The 20,276-nt window shown below is 32.8% G+C and carries 17 protein-coding genes, 1 riboswitch and 1 other annotated feature; all 17 genes read left to right on the top strand.

Features of this window, described 5'->3' with window-relative positions; genetic code table 11:
* Positions 1-196 precede the first annotated feature (196 nt).
* The 17 genes from KA858_RS02340 to KA858_RS02260 all read left to right on the top strand — a co-directional run bounded on the left by KA858_RS02340 (position 197) and on the right by KA858_RS02260 (position 20,273).
* Entirely contained in the window at positions 197-1,315 is a 1,119-nt protein-coding gene (locus KA858_RS02340; protein WP_210134909.1) for a citrate synthase, read from the top strand.
* Positions 1,316-1,357: 42 nt separating this feature from the next.
* A complete protein-coding gene (gene icd, locus KA858_RS02335; RefSeq protein WP_053029607.1) occupies positions 1,358-2,626 on the top strand; it encodes an NADP-dependent isocitrate dehydrogenase in 1,269 nt (422 codons plus the stop codon).
* A 367-nt stretch (positions 2,627-2,993) separates the two neighbouring features.
* Positions 2,994-3,704, top strand: coding sequence for a response regulator transcription factor (locus tag KA858_RS02330; protein ID WP_210134908.1), 711 nt, complete (start codon positions 2,994-2,996; stop codon positions 3,702-3,704).
* Positions 3,704-5,401 (top strand): two-component system histidine kinase PnpS, encoded by a 1,698-nt coding sequence (gene pnpS / locus KA858_RS02325; RefSeq protein ID WP_210134907.1) that lies wholly within the window; start codon positions 3,704-3,706, stop codon positions 5,399-5,401. Before KA858_RS02330 ends, pnpS begins: the two co-directional genes overlap by 1 nt.
* Positions 5,402-5,579: 178 nt before the next feature.
* On the top strand, positions 5,580-8,210 hold the full coding sequence (gene polA / locus KA858_RS02320) for a DNA polymerase I (protein WP_210134906.1): 2,631 nt from the start codon (positions 5,580-5,582) through the stop codon (positions 8,208-8,210).
* Between the two features lie 15 nt (positions 8,211-8,225).
* On the top strand, positions 8,226-9,098 hold the full coding sequence (gene mutM / locus KA858_RS02315) for a bifunctional DNA-formamidopyrimidine glycosylase/DNA-(apurinic or apyrimidinic site) lyase (protein ID WP_210134905.1): 873 nt from the start codon (positions 8,226-8,228) through the stop codon (positions 9,096-9,098).
* A gap of 16 nt (positions 9,099-9,114) precedes the next feature.
* Positions 9,115-9,723 carry a dephospho-CoA kinase gene (gene coaE, locus KA858_RS02310; protein WP_210134904.1) on the top strand — a complete coding sequence of 203 codons (609 nt, stop codon included), beginning with the start codon at positions 9,115-9,117 and terminating at the stop codon, positions 9,721-9,723.
* Positions 9,724-9,945: 222 nt separating this feature from the next.
* A complete protein-coding gene (gap, locus tag KA858_RS02305) occupies positions 9,946-10,971 on the top strand; it encodes a type I glyceraldehyde-3-phosphate dehydrogenase (protein ID WP_210134903.1) in 1,026 nt (341 codons plus the stop codon).
* A 254-nt stretch (positions 10,972-11,225) separates the two neighbouring features.
* Positions 11,226-11,696: a transcriptional regulator NrdR gene (nrdR, locus tag KA858_RS02300; RefSeq protein ID WP_037551021.1), complete on the top strand. Its 471-nt coding sequence runs from the start codon at positions 11,226-11,228 to the stop codon at positions 11,694-11,696.
* Positions 11,697-13,088: a replicative helicase loading/DNA remodeling protein DnaB gene (locus KA858_RS02295; protein WP_210134902.1), complete on the top strand. Its 1,392-nt coding sequence runs from the start codon at positions 11,697-11,699 to the stop codon at positions 13,086-13,088.
* Positions 13,089-14,009 carry a primosomal protein DnaI gene (dnaI, locus tag KA858_RS02290; protein WP_210134901.1) on the top strand — a complete coding sequence of 307 codons (921 nt, stop codon included), beginning with the start codon at positions 13,089-13,091 and terminating at the stop codon, positions 14,007-14,009.
* Positions 14,010-14,317: 308 nt separating this feature from the next.
* Positions 14,318-16,255 carry a threonine--tRNA ligase gene (thrS, locus tag KA858_RS02285; RefSeq protein ID WP_107629770.1) on the top strand — a complete coding sequence of 646 codons (1,938 nt, stop codon included), beginning with the start codon at positions 14,318-14,320 and terminating at the stop codon, positions 16,253-16,255.
* A gap of 48 nt (positions 16,256-16,303) precedes the next feature.
* Positions 16,304-16,479, top strand: a riboswitch (Lysine riboswitch).
* 161 nt (positions 16,480-16,640) lie between these two features.
* Positions 16,641-18,134, top strand: a complete 1,494-nt coding sequence (locus tag KA858_RS02280; RefSeq protein ID WP_053029598.1) for an amino acid permease — start codon at positions 16,641-16,643, stop codon at positions 18,132-18,134.
* Positions 18,135-18,197: 63 nt separating this feature from the next.
* Positions 18,198-18,325: a sequence feature (ribosomal protein L20 leader region), on the top strand.
* A gap of 22 nt (positions 18,326-18,347) precedes the next feature.
* The gene (infC, locus tag KA858_RS02275) at positions 18,348-18,875 is read left to right on the top strand and encodes a translation initiation factor IF-3 (protein WP_053029651.1); all 528 of its coding nucleotides are present in this window, start codon (positions 18,348-18,350) and stop codon (positions 18,873-18,875) included.
* A 27-nt stretch (positions 18,876-18,902) separates the two neighbouring features.
* Positions 18,903-19,103, top strand: a complete 201-nt coding sequence (gene rpmI / locus KA858_RS02270; RefSeq protein WP_002448990.1) for a 50S ribosomal protein L35 — start codon at positions 18,903-18,905, stop codon at positions 19,101-19,103.
* Between the two features lie 54 nt (positions 19,104-19,157).
* Positions 19,158-19,514 (top strand): 50S ribosomal protein L20, encoded by a 357-nt coding sequence (rplT, locus tag KA858_RS02265; RefSeq protein WP_011275545.1) that lies wholly within the window; start codon positions 19,158-19,160, stop codon positions 19,512-19,514.
* A 150-nt stretch (positions 19,515-19,664) separates the two neighbouring features.
* Entirely contained in the window at positions 19,665-20,273 is a 609-nt protein-coding gene (locus KA858_RS02260; RefSeq protein ID WP_107629771.1) for an NUDIX domain-containing protein, read from the top strand.
* The last annotated feature ends 3 nt before the right edge of the window (positions 20,274-20,276 follow it).

Raw genomic sequence — 20,276 nt, 5'->3', positions numbered from 1 at the left:
CATTAATTACATAATTTGAATTGGATTGAATGCTTATATAATGGCGTTTATTGGGTATTTGAGTAAAAATAAGTCTATTAAATTAAAGTTAAATACCATTTATTGAGCGATATATAATCGTTCACAAAAGTTATTTGTTTGGCTATAATGATACTTGAAAGCCATTACATTATGTATAAGAAAAGGGGAATTACTTATGGCAGAATTACAAAAAGGTTTAGAAGGGGTAATTGCAGCTGAAACAAAAATCAGTTCAATTATCGATAGTCAATTAACATATGCGGGATATGATATTGATGATTTAGCAGAAAATGCATTGTTTGAAGAAGTCGTGTTCTTATTATGGAACTATAGACTACCAACACAAGATGAATTAGATGCATTGAGAGAAAAACTAAATCATTATATGACTTTAAATCCGAGAGTTTATAAACATTTTGAAGAATATGCGACGGATAATGTGCATCCTATGACGGCATTACGTACATCTGTATCATATATTGCACACTTCGATCCTGATGCTGAAAATGAAACAGAAGAAAATAGAAAAGAAAGAGCCATTCGTATTCAAGCTAAAATTGCTTCTTTAGTTACAGCGTTTGCGCGTGTTCGTGAAGGAAAAGAACCTATTAAACCAAATCCTGATTTAGGCTATGCAGCGAACTTCCTATATATGCTAAGAGGGGAATTACCTACAGATACTGAAGTTGAAGCATTTAATAAAGCTTTAGTATTGCATGCAGACCATGAGCTTAATGCTTCTGCATTTACAGCTCGTTGTGCCGTTTCTTCTTTATCTGATATGTATTCAGGCATTGCAGCTGCAGTAGGTTCATTAAAAGGACCATTACATGGTGGTGCGAATGAACAAGTTATGAGCATGCTTTCTGATGTTAAATCAGTAGATGAAGTGGATGCTTACTTAGATGAAAAATTCAAAAACAAAGAAAAAATTATGGGATTCGGTCACAGAGTTTATAAAGACGGAGATCCTAGAGCCAAATATTTACGTGAGATGAGCCGTAAAATTACTTCTGAAACGGGTAGAAACGAATTATATGATATTTCAATTGCTATTGAAAAACGTATGAAAGAAGAAAAAGGCCTTATTCCTAATGTCGATTTCTTCAGTGCTACGGTATATCATAGTATGGATATCCCACATGATTTATTTACGCCTATATTCGCAGTAAGTCGTACATCAGGTTGGACTGCGCATATTCTTGAACAATATCGTGACAACAGAATTATGCGTCCAAGAGCAAATTACATCGGTGAAACAGATCGTAAGTATATACCAATTGAAGAAAGATAAATAATAAAGTCAAATAGATTCACAATATTTGGAGGTAAAATTATGTCAGCTGAAAAAATTACAAGATTAAATGATGGATTAAACGTCCCTAATGAACCAATTATTCCTTTTATAATTGGTGATGGTATTGGACCAGATATTTGGAAAGCAGCAAGCCGTGTTATCGATGCAGCTGTTGAAAAAGCTTATAACGGTGAGAAACGTATTGAATGGAAAGAAGTTCTAGCTGGTCAAAAAGCTTATGATGAAACTGGTGAATGGTTACCTCAAGAAACATTAGATACAATAAAAGAATATTTAATTGCGATTAAAGGACCATTAACTACGCCAATCGGTGGTGGTATTCGTTCATTAAATGTTGCTTTACGTCAAGAGCTAGACTTATTTACGTGCTTACGTCCAGTACGCTGGTTCAAAGGTGTACCTTCACCTGTTAAACGTCCACAAGATGTAGATATGGTAATCTTCCGTGAAAATACTGAAGATATTTATGCTGGTATTGAATTTAAAGAAGGTACTGATGAAGTTAAAAAAATAATTGATTTCTTACAAAATGAAATGGGTGCTACGAATATTCGATTCCCAGAAACTTCAGGTATTGGTGTCAAACCAGTTTCTAAAGAAGGTACTGAGCGATTAGTTAGAGCAGCAATCCAATATGCAATCGATAATGACCGTAAAACGGTAACGCTTGTTCATAAAGGTAATATCATGAAATTTACTGAAGGTGCATTCAAACAATGGGGCTATGATGTAGCACATAATGAATTTGCTGATAAAGTATTTACATGGCAACAATATGACGAAATAGTTGAACAAGATGGTAAAGATGCAGCTAATCAAGCGCAAGAAAAAGCAGAACAAGATGGAAAAATCATTATTAAAGATTCTATTGCTGACATTTTCTTACAACAAATTTTAACTCGTCCAGCTGAACATGATGTTGTTGCTACAATGAATCTTAACGGTGACTATATTTCAGATGCTTTAGCCGCTCAAGTAGGTGGTATTGGTATTGCACCTGGTGCCAACATTAACTATGAATCTGGTCACGCTATTTTTGAAGCAACACATGGTACAGCACCTAAATATGCTGGTTTAAATAAAGTTAACCCATCTTCTGAATTGTTAAGTTCAGTGTTAATGTTAGAACATTTAGGCTGGCAAGAAGCTGCTGATAAGATTACTGATGCAATTGAAGCGACAATCGCATCTAAAGTTGTAACTTATGATTTTGCACGCTTAATGGATGGCGCTACTGAAGTATCTACTTCAGATTTCGCTGATGAATTAATTAAAAACTTAAAATAAGTCAATCAGTGAACAAGGCTTAGTTGTTTATACAAAATAATCTTAGTTAAATCATGATAATTAGATAGTTAGCGATACATTTGAGTGAGGCTTTATTTAAACCCTTTCTCAAAGTTGCTATCACTCAAAGGAGTGGAACTTGGTATTCAAATAAATCCAGTTCCATTCCTTTTTTTATTAAAAAATCAGTTAAATAATTTTATATTTTCTTAACAATATTTAAATAATAGTAATACAAATACTCAATAATTAGAAAAAGATAATTTGATTGTTAAGATTATGTAAATTTAATATGTTGTATGTTATTTTTGTTTTAACTTCCGTTATAATGAAATTGAAATGTTATATTTATTCAGGGAGGCACATTATGTCACAAAAAGTATTAGTGGTTGACGATGAGCAATCAATTGTAACTTTATTAAAATATAATCTTGAAACGGCTGGTTACATCGTTGAAGTAGCATACGATGGTGAAGAAGCTTTGGAAAAGGTAAACGAAATTCAACCAGAACTTGTCGTTTTGGATGTAATGTTACCTAAAAAAGATGGTATTGAAGTATGTAAAACAATACGTTCTGATAAAAATTTAGTTCCTATTTTAATGCTAACTGCAAAAGATGATGAGTTTGATCGTGTATTAGGATTAGAATTAGGTGCAGATGACTATATGACAAAACCTTTTTCACCGAGAGAAGTAGTTGCAAGAGTGAAGGCTATCTTGAGAAGATCTAAATTTGCTAGTGAAATTGAAAAAGAAGATGTTGATTATGAGGATATATTAATTGAGAACATTCGAATCAGACCTGAGTTCTTTGAAGTTTATAAAGATGATGAGTTATTAGAACTTACGCCTAAAGAGTTTGAATTATTATTATATCTCATAGAGAGACAAGGGCGAGTAATTACCCGTGAACATATGTTGAATTCAGTTTGGAATTATGAATTCGCAGGCGATTCTCGAATTGTTGACGTTCACATTAGCCATTTGCGAGATAAGCTCGAAGAGAATCCAAAACAACCTAAATTAATCAAAACTGTTCGTGGACTTGGTTATAAATTAGAAAGACCTAAGGCTTAATGCTCAAATTTCATCATCGGTTATTATTATTATTAAGTACAATTACCATTATCAGTTTTATTGGTTTAGGCATCATTATTCATCATACAATTTATCAAATATTATCAACAGCGCAAGTCACTGAGCTCAAACATGTTTCCGAAAATTTCCTCAAATTAAACAAACAAAATGACAATAAGGAAATAAAGAACATTTCTGCTAATCAAAATCTAATCGTTAAGATTACTAAAAACGGAGAAGTCGTTTATCAAACAGGGAATCAGCATAAATTTAATAATAACATTGATAATGAAGCTAACCCGTCTAATATTATTTATAATCGAGAAAATGGACAGGTTAGATATACATTCAAAACGGTTATTAATGATAAAACGGTATACATAAGTGGGATGAATACTGAAATTCTTGAATTACAGAAGAGTATGTGGAAGTATTTATCTTTAATTGGAATTATTGTTCTTTTAGCAATATATTTGGCAGTTAGAAGCATTCATCGTACATATATTAGACCGATTAATGAGGTTACTTATGCGACTTCATTAATCGCTGATGGCTATTATCATGTTCGCGTGCCTGAAAGTAATGTCAAGGAGACCAAAGCACTGTTTGTTACAACTAATGATTTGGCTAGACGCTTACAAAAGCTTAATAATAAGCAAAAAATGCAATCCAATCGTTTAAAAACTACATTAGAAAATATTCCAAGTTCCGTTTTAATGATTGACAAACATGGCGAAATTGTAGTTGCAAACCACGCCTATTATGATTTGTTTAGACCAAATGGTAAGGTTGAAAATAAAAAGTATACCTCATATTTAGATACGAAAATTCAACAATTGATTTTAGAAAGTTTTAAAACTGAAAAGTCACTCTATGATCAAATTGAAATTGTATTAAATAACTTTCATCATAAATATTTTGATCTATCTTGTGTTCCGATACTTAGTAAATCTAAAAAGAAATTACAAGGTATGGTTGTTGTTATGCATGACATTACAAATCTTAAAAAATTAGAAAACTTACGACGTGAATTTGTGGCAAACGTTTCTCATGAACTTAAAACGCCTATTACTTCTATTAAAGGTTTTGCTGAAACATTAATTGAAGGTGCAAAAAACGATGAAGAGTCGCTTGATATGTTTTTAAATATCATTTTAAAAGAATCTAATCGGATTGAGTCTCTTGTTGCGGACCTATTAGATTTATCTCATATCGAACAACAAACTGAGATAGAAACATCGTTTGTGAATCTCTCAGAACTTGCTTATACAACAATTGATAATCTACAAAACCAAGCAAGATATAAAAATATTAGCATTTTGCCTGAAATTGAAAAAGATATCATCATAGAAGCACATGAAAATAAAATGGCACAAGTCATTACTAATTTACTTTCAAATGCGATTAATTATTCACTTGAAAATAGTGACGTTATTGTAAGAGTTTATAGAAAAGGACTTGAAGTTAACTTAGAAATTCAAGATTTTGGCATAGGAATTGAGAAGAGTGACCAAAACCATATTTTCGAAAGATTTTATCGTGTAGATAAAGCGAGAAGTAGAGATTCAGGTGGCACAGGCTTAGGGTTGTCTATAACGAAACATATTGTCGAAGCACATCATGGTACAATAAATGTTGAAAGCAATATTGGTGAAGGTTCGTTATTTAAAGTTTCATTCATAGATGAACAAAAATAATATTTCATCCATTAAGGCCTTTCGTTCATATTCAATGATTCAATTGATTAATGAAACGAGAGTGCCTTTTTTATTTGCAGAAATTTTTAATCAAACAAAGATTTTGAAGAAACCATACATTCGTTAACGAACTCTGAATATGCTAAAATATAATAAAATCACTCTGGAGGTATACGCTTTGAATAAACTAGTTTTAATTGATGGTAATAGTTTAAGTTTTCGAGCATTTTATGCATTACCACTTCTTTCTAACAAAGCAGGAATACATACGAATGCAATATATGGTTTTGCAATGTTACTTGAAAAGATTTTAAGAGAAGAACAACCAAGTCATTTTTTAGTTGCGTTTGATGCAGGCAAAACTACATTTAGACATTCAAAATATAGTGAATATAAAGGCGGTAGACAAAGCACGCCACCGGAATTAAGTGAACAATTCCCGTATATTCGACAACTATTGGATACGTATCATATCAAACATTATGAGTTAGAGAACTACGAAGCTGATGATATCATTGGTACATTAAGCAAAGAAGCAAATGAGCAAGGATTCGAAACAATCATTGTTACAGGAGATAGAGACTTAACTCAACTCGCTACTGATCATGTAACCATCTATTACACTAAAAAGGGTGTTACAGATGTCGATCATTATACTCCAGAATTTATTAATGAAAAATATGATGGGCTTGTACCTAGTCAAATTATTGATATGAAGGGACTCATGGGTGATACATCTGATAACATCCCAGGTGTTGCTGGTGTAGGTGAGAAGACAGCTATTAAATTATTGAAACAATTTAATACGGTTGAAGGTGTCTATGAAAATTTAGATGCAGTTTCAGGAAAAAAATTAAAAGAAAAACTTGAGAATAGTCGTGAAGATGCATTCATGAGTAAAGATTTGGCTACAATAAATAAAGATAGTCCAATTGAAGTAGCACTTAAAGATACTAAATTAGATAATCAAGATGATAATCAAGATAAAATTGAACTGTTTAAAAAGTTAGAATTCAAACAATTATTAGCTGATATCGATAGTAATCCATCAGAAGAATCTCAAGAAGACAAAGTATTTGAAGTACATCATGATTTCAACAAGATTAATTTTAATGATTTAAAAGAAGCGGTCATCCATATTGAAGTGGATGGTACCAATTACTTACATGATGCTATTCTCAAATTTGGCTTCTACAATGGCGTGGATCACATTGTTATTCCTGTTGATCAACTTAAAGATTATCCAGAACTGATTGATTGGCTAGAGAATGAAACTACAGAAAAGGTAGTTTATGATGCTAAAAAGACATATGTTGTTGCACATAGATTAGACATTGATATTAAAAATATTGTGTTTGATGTTATGTTAGCTAGTTATATTATCGATCCATCAAGAACAATTGAAGATGTTAATTCGGTTGTTAGTAACTATAAGCAAAACTATGTTCAAGATGATGTGTCAATCTATGGAAAAGGAAAAAAACGACACATTCCAGAAGATTCGGTTTTAGATAAGCATATTGCATCCATTACTGAGGCAATTTTTGCTTGTAAACCTGAAATGGTTGATGAACTAAAATCTCATCAACAAATAGATTTATTGTTAAACTTAGAACTTCCATTAGCGCGCATCTTGAGTGAAATGGAAGAAACTGGCATTTACACTGATGTAAATGATTTGAAAGAAATGCAGTCTGAAATACAAGGGAAATTAGATTTATTAATCAGTAATATTCATGAGGCAGCTGGAGAAGAATTTAATATTAATTCTCCTAAACAACTAGGTGTAGTACTATTTGAAACGTTGGAATTACCAGTCATTAAGAAAACTAAAACAGGTTATTCTACGGCGGTTGATGTGTTAGAACAACTACAAGGTCAACATCCTATTATTGATTACATTTTAGAATATCGTCAATTATCTAAATTACAATCTACCTATGTTGAAGGATTACAAAAAGTGATTAGTGATGATAATCGCATTCATACCCGCTTCAACCAAACGTTAGCACAAACGGGACGTTTATCAAGTGTAGATCCAAACTTACAAAATATACCTGTTCGTCTTGAAGAAGGGCGTAAAATTAGAAGAGCCTTCAAACCCACTTCTAATGACAGTGTGATTTTATCAGCAGATTATTCTCAAATTGAATTACGTGTGCTTGCACATATCACTCAAGATGAAAGTATGAAAGAGGCATTTATTCACGAAAGAGATGTCCATACTGCAACTGCAATGAAAGTATTCGGAGTAGAAGCGGGAGAGGTTGATGCGCTAATGCGAAGACAAGCGAAAGCTGTTAACTTTGGTATCGTTTACGGTATTAGTGATTATGGTTTAAGTCAAAGCTTAAATATTACGCGAAAAAAAGCAAAAGCATTTATCGATGATTATTTAGCTAGTTTTCCAGGTGTAAAACAATATATGTCTGACATCGTTAAAGATGCTAAAGCGGATGGATTTGTCGAAACATTATTGCATCGTCGTAGATATATTCCTGATATTAATAGTCGAAACTTTAATTTAAGAGGATTTGCTGAACGTACAGCAATGAATACGCCAATACAAGGTAGTGCAGCAGATATTATTAAGTTAGCAATGGTTGAATTTGATAAACAAATAAAACAAACGTCATATCATGCGCAATTGTTATTACAAGTACACGATGAGTTGATTTTCGAGGTACCAGCAAATGAAGTAGAGGATTTCATTTTATTTGTTGAAGAAATTATGGAACACGCACTACAATTAGACGTACCGCTGAAAGTAGACTCTAACTACGGAGCTACATGGTATGATGCAAAATAGAAAGAGGAATTAGAAATGCCAGAATTGCCAGAGGTTGAACATGTAAAGAGAGGGATTGAACCTTATATCTTAAATGCGACAATTAAAAGTGTGACATTTTCGAGTAAAGTTATAGAAGGAAAACAACATGGAAAAGAGACCATCATTAAAGGTATCAACTTGGATGGGTTCCGATTGAATAGCGAAGGGTATGCTATTCAATCTGTGGAACGTAGAAGTAAATATATTGTTTTCACAATTCAAAAAAACCAAACTCAACGTATTATATTAAGTCATTTAGGTATGGCGGGAGGCTTTTTTATCGTTGATAAATTATCGGATATTAGTACACCAAATTATCGAAAACATTGGCATGTTGTATTTCACTTAGATAATGGTAAACAACTAGTATATTCGGATATCAGACGATTTGGTGAGTTAAGAAATTTGGCGTCTTTCCAAGATTACCCTGCTTTTCTTGATATTGCACCTGAACCATTTAATGATGATGCATTAAATCACTTTTTAAATCGTATTAAACTTAAAAAATATCAAAATAAACCCATTAAACAAATGCTACTTGATCATAAGATGATAGCAGGATGTGGCAATATTTATGCGTGTGAAGCTTTGTTTAGAGCAGGTGTATTACCAGATCGGAAAGTTAAACAAACTTCAGACCAAGAACGTCAAATGTTGTTTTACTATGTTCAAGAAGTGTTAAAAGAGGGTATAAACAACGGTGGTACTAGCATTTCAGATTATCGTCATGCAGATGGTAAAACAGGAGAAATGCAATTACATTTAAATGTATATAAACAAAAGACATGTAACGTTTGTGGGCATGACATTGAGCAAAAGGTAGTGGCTACACGTAATAGTCATTTTTGCCCACATTGTCAGAAATAAAGGTGAGTGAATATTTATGCCAAAAGTAATAGGATTAACAGGTGGTATTGCCACAGGTAAATCAACAGTTTCTGAATTATTGACAGCATATGGTTTTAAGGTTGTAGATGCTGACATCGCTTCAAGACAAGCTGTTGCAAAAGGAACGAAAGGTTTAGAACAAGTGCGTACTGCTTTTGGTGAACGTGCTATCACAGATGAAGGTGAAATGGATCGTCAATACGTAGGAGAAATTGTGTTTAATCATCCAGAAAAGCGCATCGAGTTAAATGATATCGTGCATCCAATAGTCAGAGAAATAATGGAAAAAGGGAAACAAAACTATCTTAATCAAGGTTATGATGTCATTATGGATATTCCACTCCTTTTTGAAAATGAATTACAGGATACGGTGGATGAAGTATGGTTAGTTTATACATCTGAAAGCATCCAAATAGAGAGATTGATGGAACGTAATCAATTGTCACTTGAAGATGCTAAAGCACGTGTATATAGCCAAATTTCAATTGATAAAAAAAGTAGAATGGCAGATCATGTTATTGATAACCTAGGAGATAAGTTAGAACTTAAACAAAATTTAGAACAACTATTAACTGAAAAAGGGTTTATCAATAGAGAAATATAAATTCTATGTGACTCAATTTATAAATTATAGCTCTAGTAGACGAAACATGCTTAAACTTTAATTTTTGCATTATTACGTTTATTAGAGCTTTTTGCTAATTTAAAATAATCAGCTTAAAAAAATTTTTTAAAATCATCAGAAAACGCTTTCAAATTTCCGTTATTATGTTACACTAATTTTATAAAGTATAACATATAAACAAACAATCAAGGGGTGCTTTAAATGTCAACAAATATAGCAATTAATGGTATGGGTAGAATTGGTAGAATGGTGTTAAGAATCGCTTTACATAAAGAAGACTTAAATATTGTAGCGATTAACGCAAGCTATCCACCTGAAACAATTGCGCATCTAATTAATTATGATACTACTCATGGTAGATTCGATAAGAAAGTTGAACCTATTGAGAATGGTATCCGTGTCGATGGACATGATATTAAACTTGTGTCTGACCGTAACCCTGAAAATTTACCTTGGGAAGCGTTAGATATTGATATCGTTATTGAAGCTACGGGTAAATTTAATCATGGTGACAAAGCGATTGGACATATCAAAGCTGGGGCTAAAAAAGTATTATTAACTGGACCATCTAAAGGTGGACATGTACAAATGGTAGTTAAAGGGGTAAATGATAATCAATTAGATGTTGAAGCGTATGACATTTTTAGTAATGCGTCTTGTACAACAAACTGTATTGGACCGGTAGCTAAAGTTTTAAATGATGAATTTGGTATTGTTAATGGACTTATGACAACAGTTCATGCAATTACAAATGATCAAAACAATATAGATAATCCACATAAAGACTTACGTCGCGCACGTTCTTGTAACGAAAGTATTATACCAACGTCAACTGGTGCTGCTAAAGCTTTAAAAGAAGTACTACCAGAATTAGAAGGTAAACTTCATGGTTTAGCTTTACGTGTACCAACTAAAAACGTTTCACTTGTTGATTTAGTTGTTGATTTAAAAGAAAACGTAACAGCAGAACAAGTTAACGATGCATTCCGTAATGCAGGTTTAGATGGTATTCTTGATGTGGAAGATGCACCTTTAGTTTCAATGGACTTTAATACTAACCCTAATTCAGCAGTCATCGATGCTCAAAACACAATTGTAATGGGTGATAATAAAGTAAAAGTGATTGCATGGTACGATAACGAGTGGGGTTATTCAAATAGAGTAGTTGAAGTTGCTCAACAAATTGCCAAATTAATTGGTTCTGAAAATGTTGCGACTGCGAAATAATAAATTTTAACAGTCGAATATCGCGAGACTATTAAATCTTTTAACTAAGATTAAATAGTCTCGCTTTTTTGTTTTATATCATTTAGATACAAACCTTTTACATAGTATTAGAAATTAAGGTATAGGTTATACGTAAATTAGAATTTTTATTAATTTTTTAAATTTTAGTGTTTTTTTAATGCGCATTAGACTTCTTTTGTCTAGAATGCTTTTATAGTATAATGAATCATAATCTATTCAAGAGGGTGAAAGAAATGAAATGCCCAAAATGTAGTTCAACGCATTCGCGTGTTGTTGATTCAAGACATGCAGATGATGCTAATGCAATTAGACGTAGAAGAGAATGTGAAAATTGTGGCACTCGATTTACGACATTTGAACATATAGAAGTAAGTCCATTAATTGTGGTTAAGAAGGATGGGACGCGAGAACAATTTTTAAGAGAGAAAATATTGAATGGACTTGTTAGATCATGTGAGAAGCGACCTGTACGTTATCAGCAATTAGAGGATATTACGAATAAGGTTGAATGGCAATTACGTGATAGCGGCCAAACAGAAATTTCTTCTAGAGATATCGGAGAACATGTAATGAATTTATTAATGCATGTTGATCAAGTATCTTATGTAAGATTTGCTTCAGTATATAAAGAATTTAAAGATGTTGATCAATTATTAGCATCAATGCAAGGCATCTTGAATGATAATAAACGGAGTGATATATAAATGAGTTTGCACTCATATGAGTATGGTTTAAGCCCGCATGACGGTTATAAAGTGTATCGTCAGTTCCAATTTAATCATAATCATTTGGAGATACTTAATCGATTGTACATGCCCTTAATAGGCGCACAAGCTATAGGTACATATCACTTTATGAACCAATTTGTGAACAGTGATGAAACATTAACGCATTATACAATCATGAATGAATTAAAATTGAATTTGGCAGAATTTCGTCAATACATGGATTTATTAGAAGCAATCGGTTTGATTAAAACATATGTAAATCACGATGAACAACAATCATTTTTCATTTATGAATTAGTACAGCCACCTACGGCATATCAATTTTTTAATGATCCTATGTTATCTGTTTACTTATATAATCAAGTTGATAAACAACGTTATAAAAGCCTAAAAAATTATTTTAAAAAGCAAAAACCTGATTTAAATGGCTTTCAACAAGTTACGCGGAAATTTACTGATGTATTTAAAGTACCTCATGCTAATGTTCCTGTAGATGCATCATCAATAAAAAAAGAAAAGTCGTACAATGGTATTGATTTATCTAATGTGTCGTTTGATTTTGAAATTTTAAAAGAGATGCTACGTAATCATTTTATTAGCGATGAAATTATTACTAAAGAAACTAAAGTTTTAATAGTTCAATTAGCGACATTATATGGTTTAACAGAAGATGCTATGAAGCGTATTATTTTAAATTCAATTACAAGTAATCAACAGTTATCGCATGAAGAAATTAGAAAACATGCCCGTTCATATTATTTGATTGAACATAATCAACAATTACCTGAGTTGGAACCAAAAGGTAGCGGTGAAAGCCAAAGTGAAGCTACTAATATTCGTCAAGCTACATCGTCAGAACAAGTCACTACAGATAATGATTGGTTGCAATTGTTAGAGGAGACGAGCCCGATTGATATGTTGACATCTTGGTCTGGATCAGAGCCAACATTCCAACAAAAGAAAATGGTTGAAGAATTAATCGAAAGAGAAAAGTTAAACTTTGGTGTTATAAATATTTTGCTTCAATTTGTCATGTTAAAAAATGATATGAAATTACCAAAGACATACATTTTAGAAATTGCATCAAACTGGAAGAAATTGGGCATTAAGTCTGCAAAAGAGGCATATGACTACGCATTAAAAGCTAGTGAGCAAAAAGCCGATTACAAAGGCAACGATAAATCTCAATCAAGAAAAAGATATGTTAAATCTCGAGAAATTGTTTCTAGAGAGAAAACGCCAAAATGGTTGAAAAATAGAGGACAGGAAAAACAGGAAAAAGCACTAACCAAAGAAGAACAGGAACGTTTTGAAAAAGAACGCGCTGCATTCCGTGAACAGCTCATACGTGATTGGGAGGAGGATTAAATGAAGTCATTTAATAGTATTATCAAGGCAAATGGAGATTTAGAGAAACGAATTGCTAAGATCAAGCAGCAAGTCATAAATGACCCTGCTGTAAAAGCATTCTTAAATCAGCATCAATCTGAATTGACGAACGACATCATTGATAATGATATGAATGTATTACAAGAGTATAAAGATCAACAAAAGATTTATGATGGTCATGATTACGAACACTGTCCGAATTTTGTAAAAGGACATGTTCCTGAATTATATGTGGAGAATCATAGAATAAAAATTCGTTATAATATGTGTCCATGTAAAATTAAACATGATGAAGAAAAATTCAATGCGCATTTAATAACTTCACACCATATGCAACGCGATACATTAAACGCTAAGATGAAAGATATCTACGATTCAGATATACATCGACTAGCTATCGCTAAACATGCGAATGATATGTGCAAGCAATTAGTTAATGGCGAGAAGGTAAAAGGTATGTATATTCATGGTCCATTTGGAACTGGTAAGTCGTTTATCTTAGGTGCAATTGCAAACCAACTTAAAGCTAAAAGTATCGCCTCAACGATTGTTTATTTACCTGAATATATTCGTACGCTTAAAAGTGGTTTCAAAGATGGTAGTTACGAAACTAAGTTACAACGCATAAGAGAAGCAAATATATTAATGATAGATGATATTGGCGCAGAAGAAGTGACACCATGGGTGAGAGATGAAGTGATTGGTCCATTGTTACACTATCGAATGGTCCAAGAACTTCCAACATTTTTCTCATCAAATTTAAATTTTGACGAGTTAGAGCATCATTTATCGATTACGCGTGAAGGTGCAGAAGAAACGAAAGCAGCTAGAATTATAGAAAGAATTAAAACATTGTCAACACCATATTATTTAGATGGTAAAAATTTAAGAAACAATTGAAATTTAAAATAACTATTGTATAATTAAGATAAATCTTAATCGTTGAAATAGTTGAAGATATGATAATTTAATCCATGTTATACAGCGAGCTAATATTTAGGATGAGAATTTAGCTAACATATTAAGTTATTACTCCTTCATTATTAGGTATTGGTAATCAATGCCCGGCTCAAGACCGTTATCTTAAGCAAAGATGTTTAGCAATTGCTAAATAACTAGGGTGGTACCACGACAAACTCGTCCCTTTTTTAGGGGGGCGAGTTTTTTTATTTCAACGAAAATAGAATTTAATTACGGAGGTTTTATAAATGGATCAAATCAATGTTCAATTTCCAGATGGTAATTCGAAAGCGTTTGATAAAGGAACAACAACTGAAGATATAGCACAATCAATTAGCCCAGGATTAAGAAAAAAAGCTGTGGCTGGTAAATTTAATAATCAAATGGTGGATTTAACAAGACCATTAGAAGAAGATGGAAGTATTGAAATTGTAACACCTGGTAGTGATGAAGCACTTGAAGTTTTACGCCATTCTACTGCGCATTTAATGGCTCAAGCTTTAAAACGTTTATACGGTGATGTGAAATTTGGTGTTGGACCGGTTATAGATGGCGGTTTTTATTATGATTTTGATATGGACGAAAAAGTTTCATCAGATGACTTTGAAAAAATTGAAAAAACAATGAAACAAATTGTTAATGAAAATCATAAAATTGAACGCAAAGTTGTATCTAGAGATGAAGCCAAAGCTTTCTTCAAAGATGATCCATATAAATTAGAATTAATCGATGCTATTCCCGAAGATGAGAGTGTAACGTTATATTCTCAAGGTGAATTTACGGATTTATGTCGCGGTGTGCACGTTCCTTCAACTTCTAAAATTAAAGAATTTAAGTTACTTTCAACTGCTGGTGCCTATTGGCGTGGAGACAGCAATAATAAAATGTTACAACGTATTTATGGTACAGCCTTTTTCGATAAAAAAGATTTAAAAGCACATTTAGAAATGCTTGAAGAACGTCGTGAACGAGATCATCGCCGTATTGGTAAAGATTTAGAACTATTCACTAATAACCAATTAGTAGGGGCTGGATTACCATTATGGTTACCAAACGGTGCTACAATCCGTCGTGAAATTGAACGCTACATTGTTGATAAAGAGGTAAGTATGGGATATGACCATGTTTATACACCTGTATTAGCAAATGTGGAGTTATATAAAACGTCTGGACACTGGGACCATTATAGAGATGATATGTTCCCACCAATGAAATTAGATGAAACAGAAGAGATGGTATTACGACCTATGAACTGTCCGCATCATATGATGGTTTATAACAACCGTCCACATTCTTATCGTGAATTACCTATTCGTATTGCTGAGTTAGGTACTATGCATAGATATGAAGCGAGTGGTGCCGTATCAGGATTACAACGTGTACGTGGAATGACTTTAAATGATTCTCACATTTTTGTAAGACCTGATCAAATCAAAGATGAGTTTAAACGTGTTGTAAATATGATTCAAGAAGTATATAGAGACTTTGGCTTTGAAGATTATACATTTAGATTAAGTTACAGAGATCCTGAAGACAAAGAGAAATATATGGATGACGATGAAATGTGGAATAAAGCTGAAACTATGCTAAAAGAAGCGGTTGATGAGATGGGATTACCATACGTTGAAGCGATTGGTGAAGCGGCATTCTACGGTCCAAAACTAGACGTACAGGTTAAAACTGCTATGGGTAAAGAAGAAACATTATCTACTGCGCAAATTGATTTCTTATTACCAGAAAGATTTGAATTAACTTACATCGGTAGTGATGGTGAAAATCATCGACCAGTCGTTATTCATCGTGGTGTCGTTTCAACTATGGAACGTTTCGTAGCCTTCTTAACTGAGGAAACAAAAGGTGCCTTCCCAACATGGTTAGCACCAAAACAAGTTGAAATTATCCCAGTTAATGTAGACTTACATTATGATTATGCTAGAAATTTACAAGATGAATTAAAATCACAAGGTGTTCGTGTAGAAATTGATGACCGTAATGAAAAAATGGGTTACAAAATACGTGAAGCCCAAATGCAAAAAATACCTTATCAAGTTGTAGTAGGCGATAAAGAAGTTGAAAATAACGAGGTTAATGTACGTAAGTATGGTTCTCAAGATCAAGACACAGTTGAAAAAGATGAATTCATTTGGAATTTAGTTGATGAAATTCGTTTGAAAAAACGCAGATAGTCTTGATAAAAAAGACAGCATAATGTATATTACTATATAGTTAAATAAAAATGAGTTAGAGGTTGCGTTTTTAATGAGTAACACTTCAGAAGTTATTAGGGAACGTATGTTGAAAGTGTGAAAGGTAAAGATGCCGAAATGAATGATATCCTTAAAGATCATTTGTTGGGACAGTTATCGAACAGAAACTGTACTGTCACAATTTGTGATGTGCTACCGAAATAGATTAAGCAAATGGTTGCATATCTTAAGGTATGCAACCATTTTTATGTGCTTTAAAAAGTATGAAAAATGGTTTGAAAGTATTAATTGAATGCGTTCATAATCATCGCATAACACAACAAAACGATTTTAGTTAGCCTCTACTGTAAGAAAGGGAGCTTCTATGAGAAAAGTTGAAAGTCAAAATGACGGTATCAAAAGAGGATTGAAAGATCGCCATATTTCTATGATCGCTATGGGAGGTTGTATAGGAACTGGATTATTCATGACATCTGGTGGTGCAATACATGATGCTGGTGCATTAGGTGCTTTAATTGCATATGCCATTATAGGTGCGATGGTGTTTTTCCTAATGACATCTCTTGGTGAAATGGCAACATATCTACCGGTTTCTGGATCATTCAGTACTTATGCAACACGATTCGTAGATCCATCTTTAGGATTTGCGTTAGGATGGAATTATTGGTTTAACTGGGTTATTACAGTTGCAGCGGATGTTACAATAGCTGCTCAAGTTATTCAATATTGGACACCTATGGCTGGCATTCCAGCTTGGATATGGAGTTGCATTTTCTTAGTCATTATATTCGCTTTGAATTCTTTATCAGTGAGAGTTTATGGAGAAAGTGAATATTGGTTCGCATTAATCAAAGTCGTAACAGTTATCATCTTTATCGTCATTGGTTTGTTAACGATATTAGGTATCATGGGTGGCGAATTTGTAGGCTTTGATACATTTACTAAGGGTGAAGGACCTATTTTAGGTGGCAACCTAGGCGGCAGTTTACTATCAATTCTAGGTGTATTCTTAGTTGCTGGATTCTCATTCCAAGGTACTGAATTAATTGGTATTACTGCTGGAGAATCTGAAAATCCAGAGCGCGCAGTTCCAAAAGCCATTAAACAAGTATTCTGGAGAATATTACTATTCTATATTTTAGCGATATTTGTTATTGGTATGTTAATTCCTTATGATAGCAATGCTTTAATGGGTGGCGATGACAATATTGCTACGTCACCTTTTACACTTGTATTTAAAAATGCTGGTTTAGCCTTTGCAGCATCATTTATGAATGCAGTTATTTTAACTTCTGTATTATCTGCAGGTAACTCAGGTATGTATGCATCAACACGAATGTTATATTCTATGAGTAAAGATAAATTAGCTTTCCATTCATTTGGTAAAACGAATAAATATGGTGTGCCATACTTATCATTATTTGCGACAGCGATTTTAGTTGTTATTATTTTCTTAGTCCAAAAACTAAGTGGTGACGCATATGAATATATTGTTGCTGCAAGTGGTATGACAGGCTTTATCGCATGGGTTGGTATTGCGATTAGTCATTATAGATTTAGACGCGCATTTGAAAAACAACATCACAGTAAGAGAGAATTAAAATATAAAGCAAAATGGTTCCCATTCGGTCCAATTTTTGCAGGGATACTTTGTGTGATTGTTATCATTGGGCAAGATGTTGATTTCATTAAAACAGGTCATTTTGATTTAAATCGATTTGTTATCACATACATGGGTATTCCAGTATTCTTAGTGTTCTTTATTTATCATAAATTGAGATATAAAACTAAGATGATTCCATTGGATAAAGTAGACTTAAGACAAGATGTATCAATGGATGAAGTAAAACATCATTAAATTAAAAATACTTGTTGACTTATACCACATACACTGATATGATTAATAACGTTGAATACGAAACGTACCAAGTAGAAACACCCGTTTCTCACCTGTAGCGACGCATTAAGCAGTTGGCAGGTTAATCATGTCACACATTATATGTGTATGAGAGAAGAGCGGGCATTCTATGCTCGCTCTTTTTGCTTGGAAAATTTCGTAAAATTTTGGGAGGTGTCAACCATAGCAAAAGATCAAACGCAAGTTAACGAAAAGATTCGCGCTAAAGAATTACGTTTAATTGGCCAAAATGGTGACCAAATTGGTGTTAAATCAAAACGAGAAGCATTAGAAATGGCTGAACGTGTTGAATTAGATTTAGTAGTTGTAGCACCAAATGCTAAACCACCTGTTGCGAGAATCATGGATTATGGTAAATATAAATTCGAACAACAGAAAAAAGAAAAAGAAATGAAAAAGAAACAAAAAGTTATCAATGTTAAAGAAATACGCTTAAGTCCAACAATTGAGGAACACGATTTCCAAACTAAGTTGAAAAATGGTCGTAAATTCTTATCTAAAGGCGATAAATGTAAAGTTTCTATTCGTTTTAGAGGTCGTGCAATTACGCATAAAGAAATTGGTCAACGCGTATTAGAAAAATTCGCTGACGAATGTAAAGATATTGCCACTGTTGAACAGAAACCTAAAATGGAAGGGCGTCAAATGTTTATCATGTTAGCGCCTGTTAACGAAAAATAATTCATTATTATTAGGAGGAAATGAATCATGCCAAAAATGAAAACTCACCGTGGAGCAGCTAAACGTGTTAAAAGAACTGGTTCAGGTCAATTAAAACGTTCAAGAGCTTTCACATCTCACTTATTCGCAAATAAAAACACTAAACAAAAACGTAAATTACGTAAAGCTAAATTAGTTTCTAAAAGCGATATGAAACGCGTAAAACAATTATTAGCTTATAAAAAATAATTGTCATTAATAAACGAATGATAAATCATTGTTATATCTAAGGAGGAATTTAATATGCCACGAGTTAAAGGTGGAACAGTAACAAGAGCACGTCGTAAAAAAACGATTAAATTAGCTAAAGGTTACTTCGGTGCTAAACACACATTATATAAAGTAGCAAAACAACAAGTAATGAAATCAGGTCAATACGCTTTCCGTGACCGTCGTCAACGTAAACGTGACTTCCGTAAATTATGGATTACACGTATCAATGCAGCTGCACGTCAACATGACATGAGCTATTCAAGATTAATGAACGGCTTGAAAAAAGCAGACATCAATATTAACCGTAAAATGCTTTCTGAAGTAGCTATTTCAGATGAAAAAGCATTCGCTGAATTAGTATCAAAAGCTAAAGAAGCTTTAAAATAATTGATTTATTAAAGATGACTTTGAAGTCATCTTTTTTTGTTTTCAAATAATTAATAATTGAAATTATAAATCGTTCATGCACCTTTATTTGTTCTTTGGTGATTGAGTTTGATAAAATGCTAATTAAGAAATTATTGTAAGGAGAACACTATGTCTAAATATGATGAGCAAATTATAGTAGTACCAAGAGATATTCTTTTTGAAGAAGAATCAAATGCCTTTAATGGGTTTTTAACTAAAAATGATCCACAAGGCAAAGCAATATTTAATACTTTTTCTAAATATGAAGTTAAACGACGTGGAGATATGGAAGAGGACCCTTCATATAAACAATTAATTTCATATTGCTTACTAGAAAATGAAAAAAATGAATTGCTAATTTATAAAAGGTTAAGTGGTGGTGGAGAATCACGTTTACACGGTCAATCATCTATTGGTGTGGGCGGACACATGAATGATGTAATAGGCGCGAGTTCGATTAATGAAATTTTAAGAGAAAATGCTCAAAGAGAACTTGAAGAGGAAGTAGGATTATCTGAAGCAAACTCTCAAAACATGGAATATATTGGATTTATAAATGATGATACAAATGATGTTGGCAAAGTACATATCGGTGTAGTTTTTAAAATTAAAGTTAACTCAAATGATATTGAAGTTCGTGAAACAGATACATTAAAAGTTCAATGGTTGGAGAAAGAAAACATTGATAATTATGATGATTTTGAAACATGGAGTGCATTGATTTTAAAAGAGTTATAGGAG

It is taken from the genome of Staphylococcus sp. GDX8P80P, from assembly GCF_017893095.1.
Classification (GTDB): domain Bacteria; phylum Bacillota; class Bacilli; order Staphylococcales; family Staphylococcaceae; genus Staphylococcus; species Staphylococcus borealis.
Note: the sequence above shows the minus strand (reverse complement) of the source record. Positions and strands in the feature narration are given on the sequence as shown.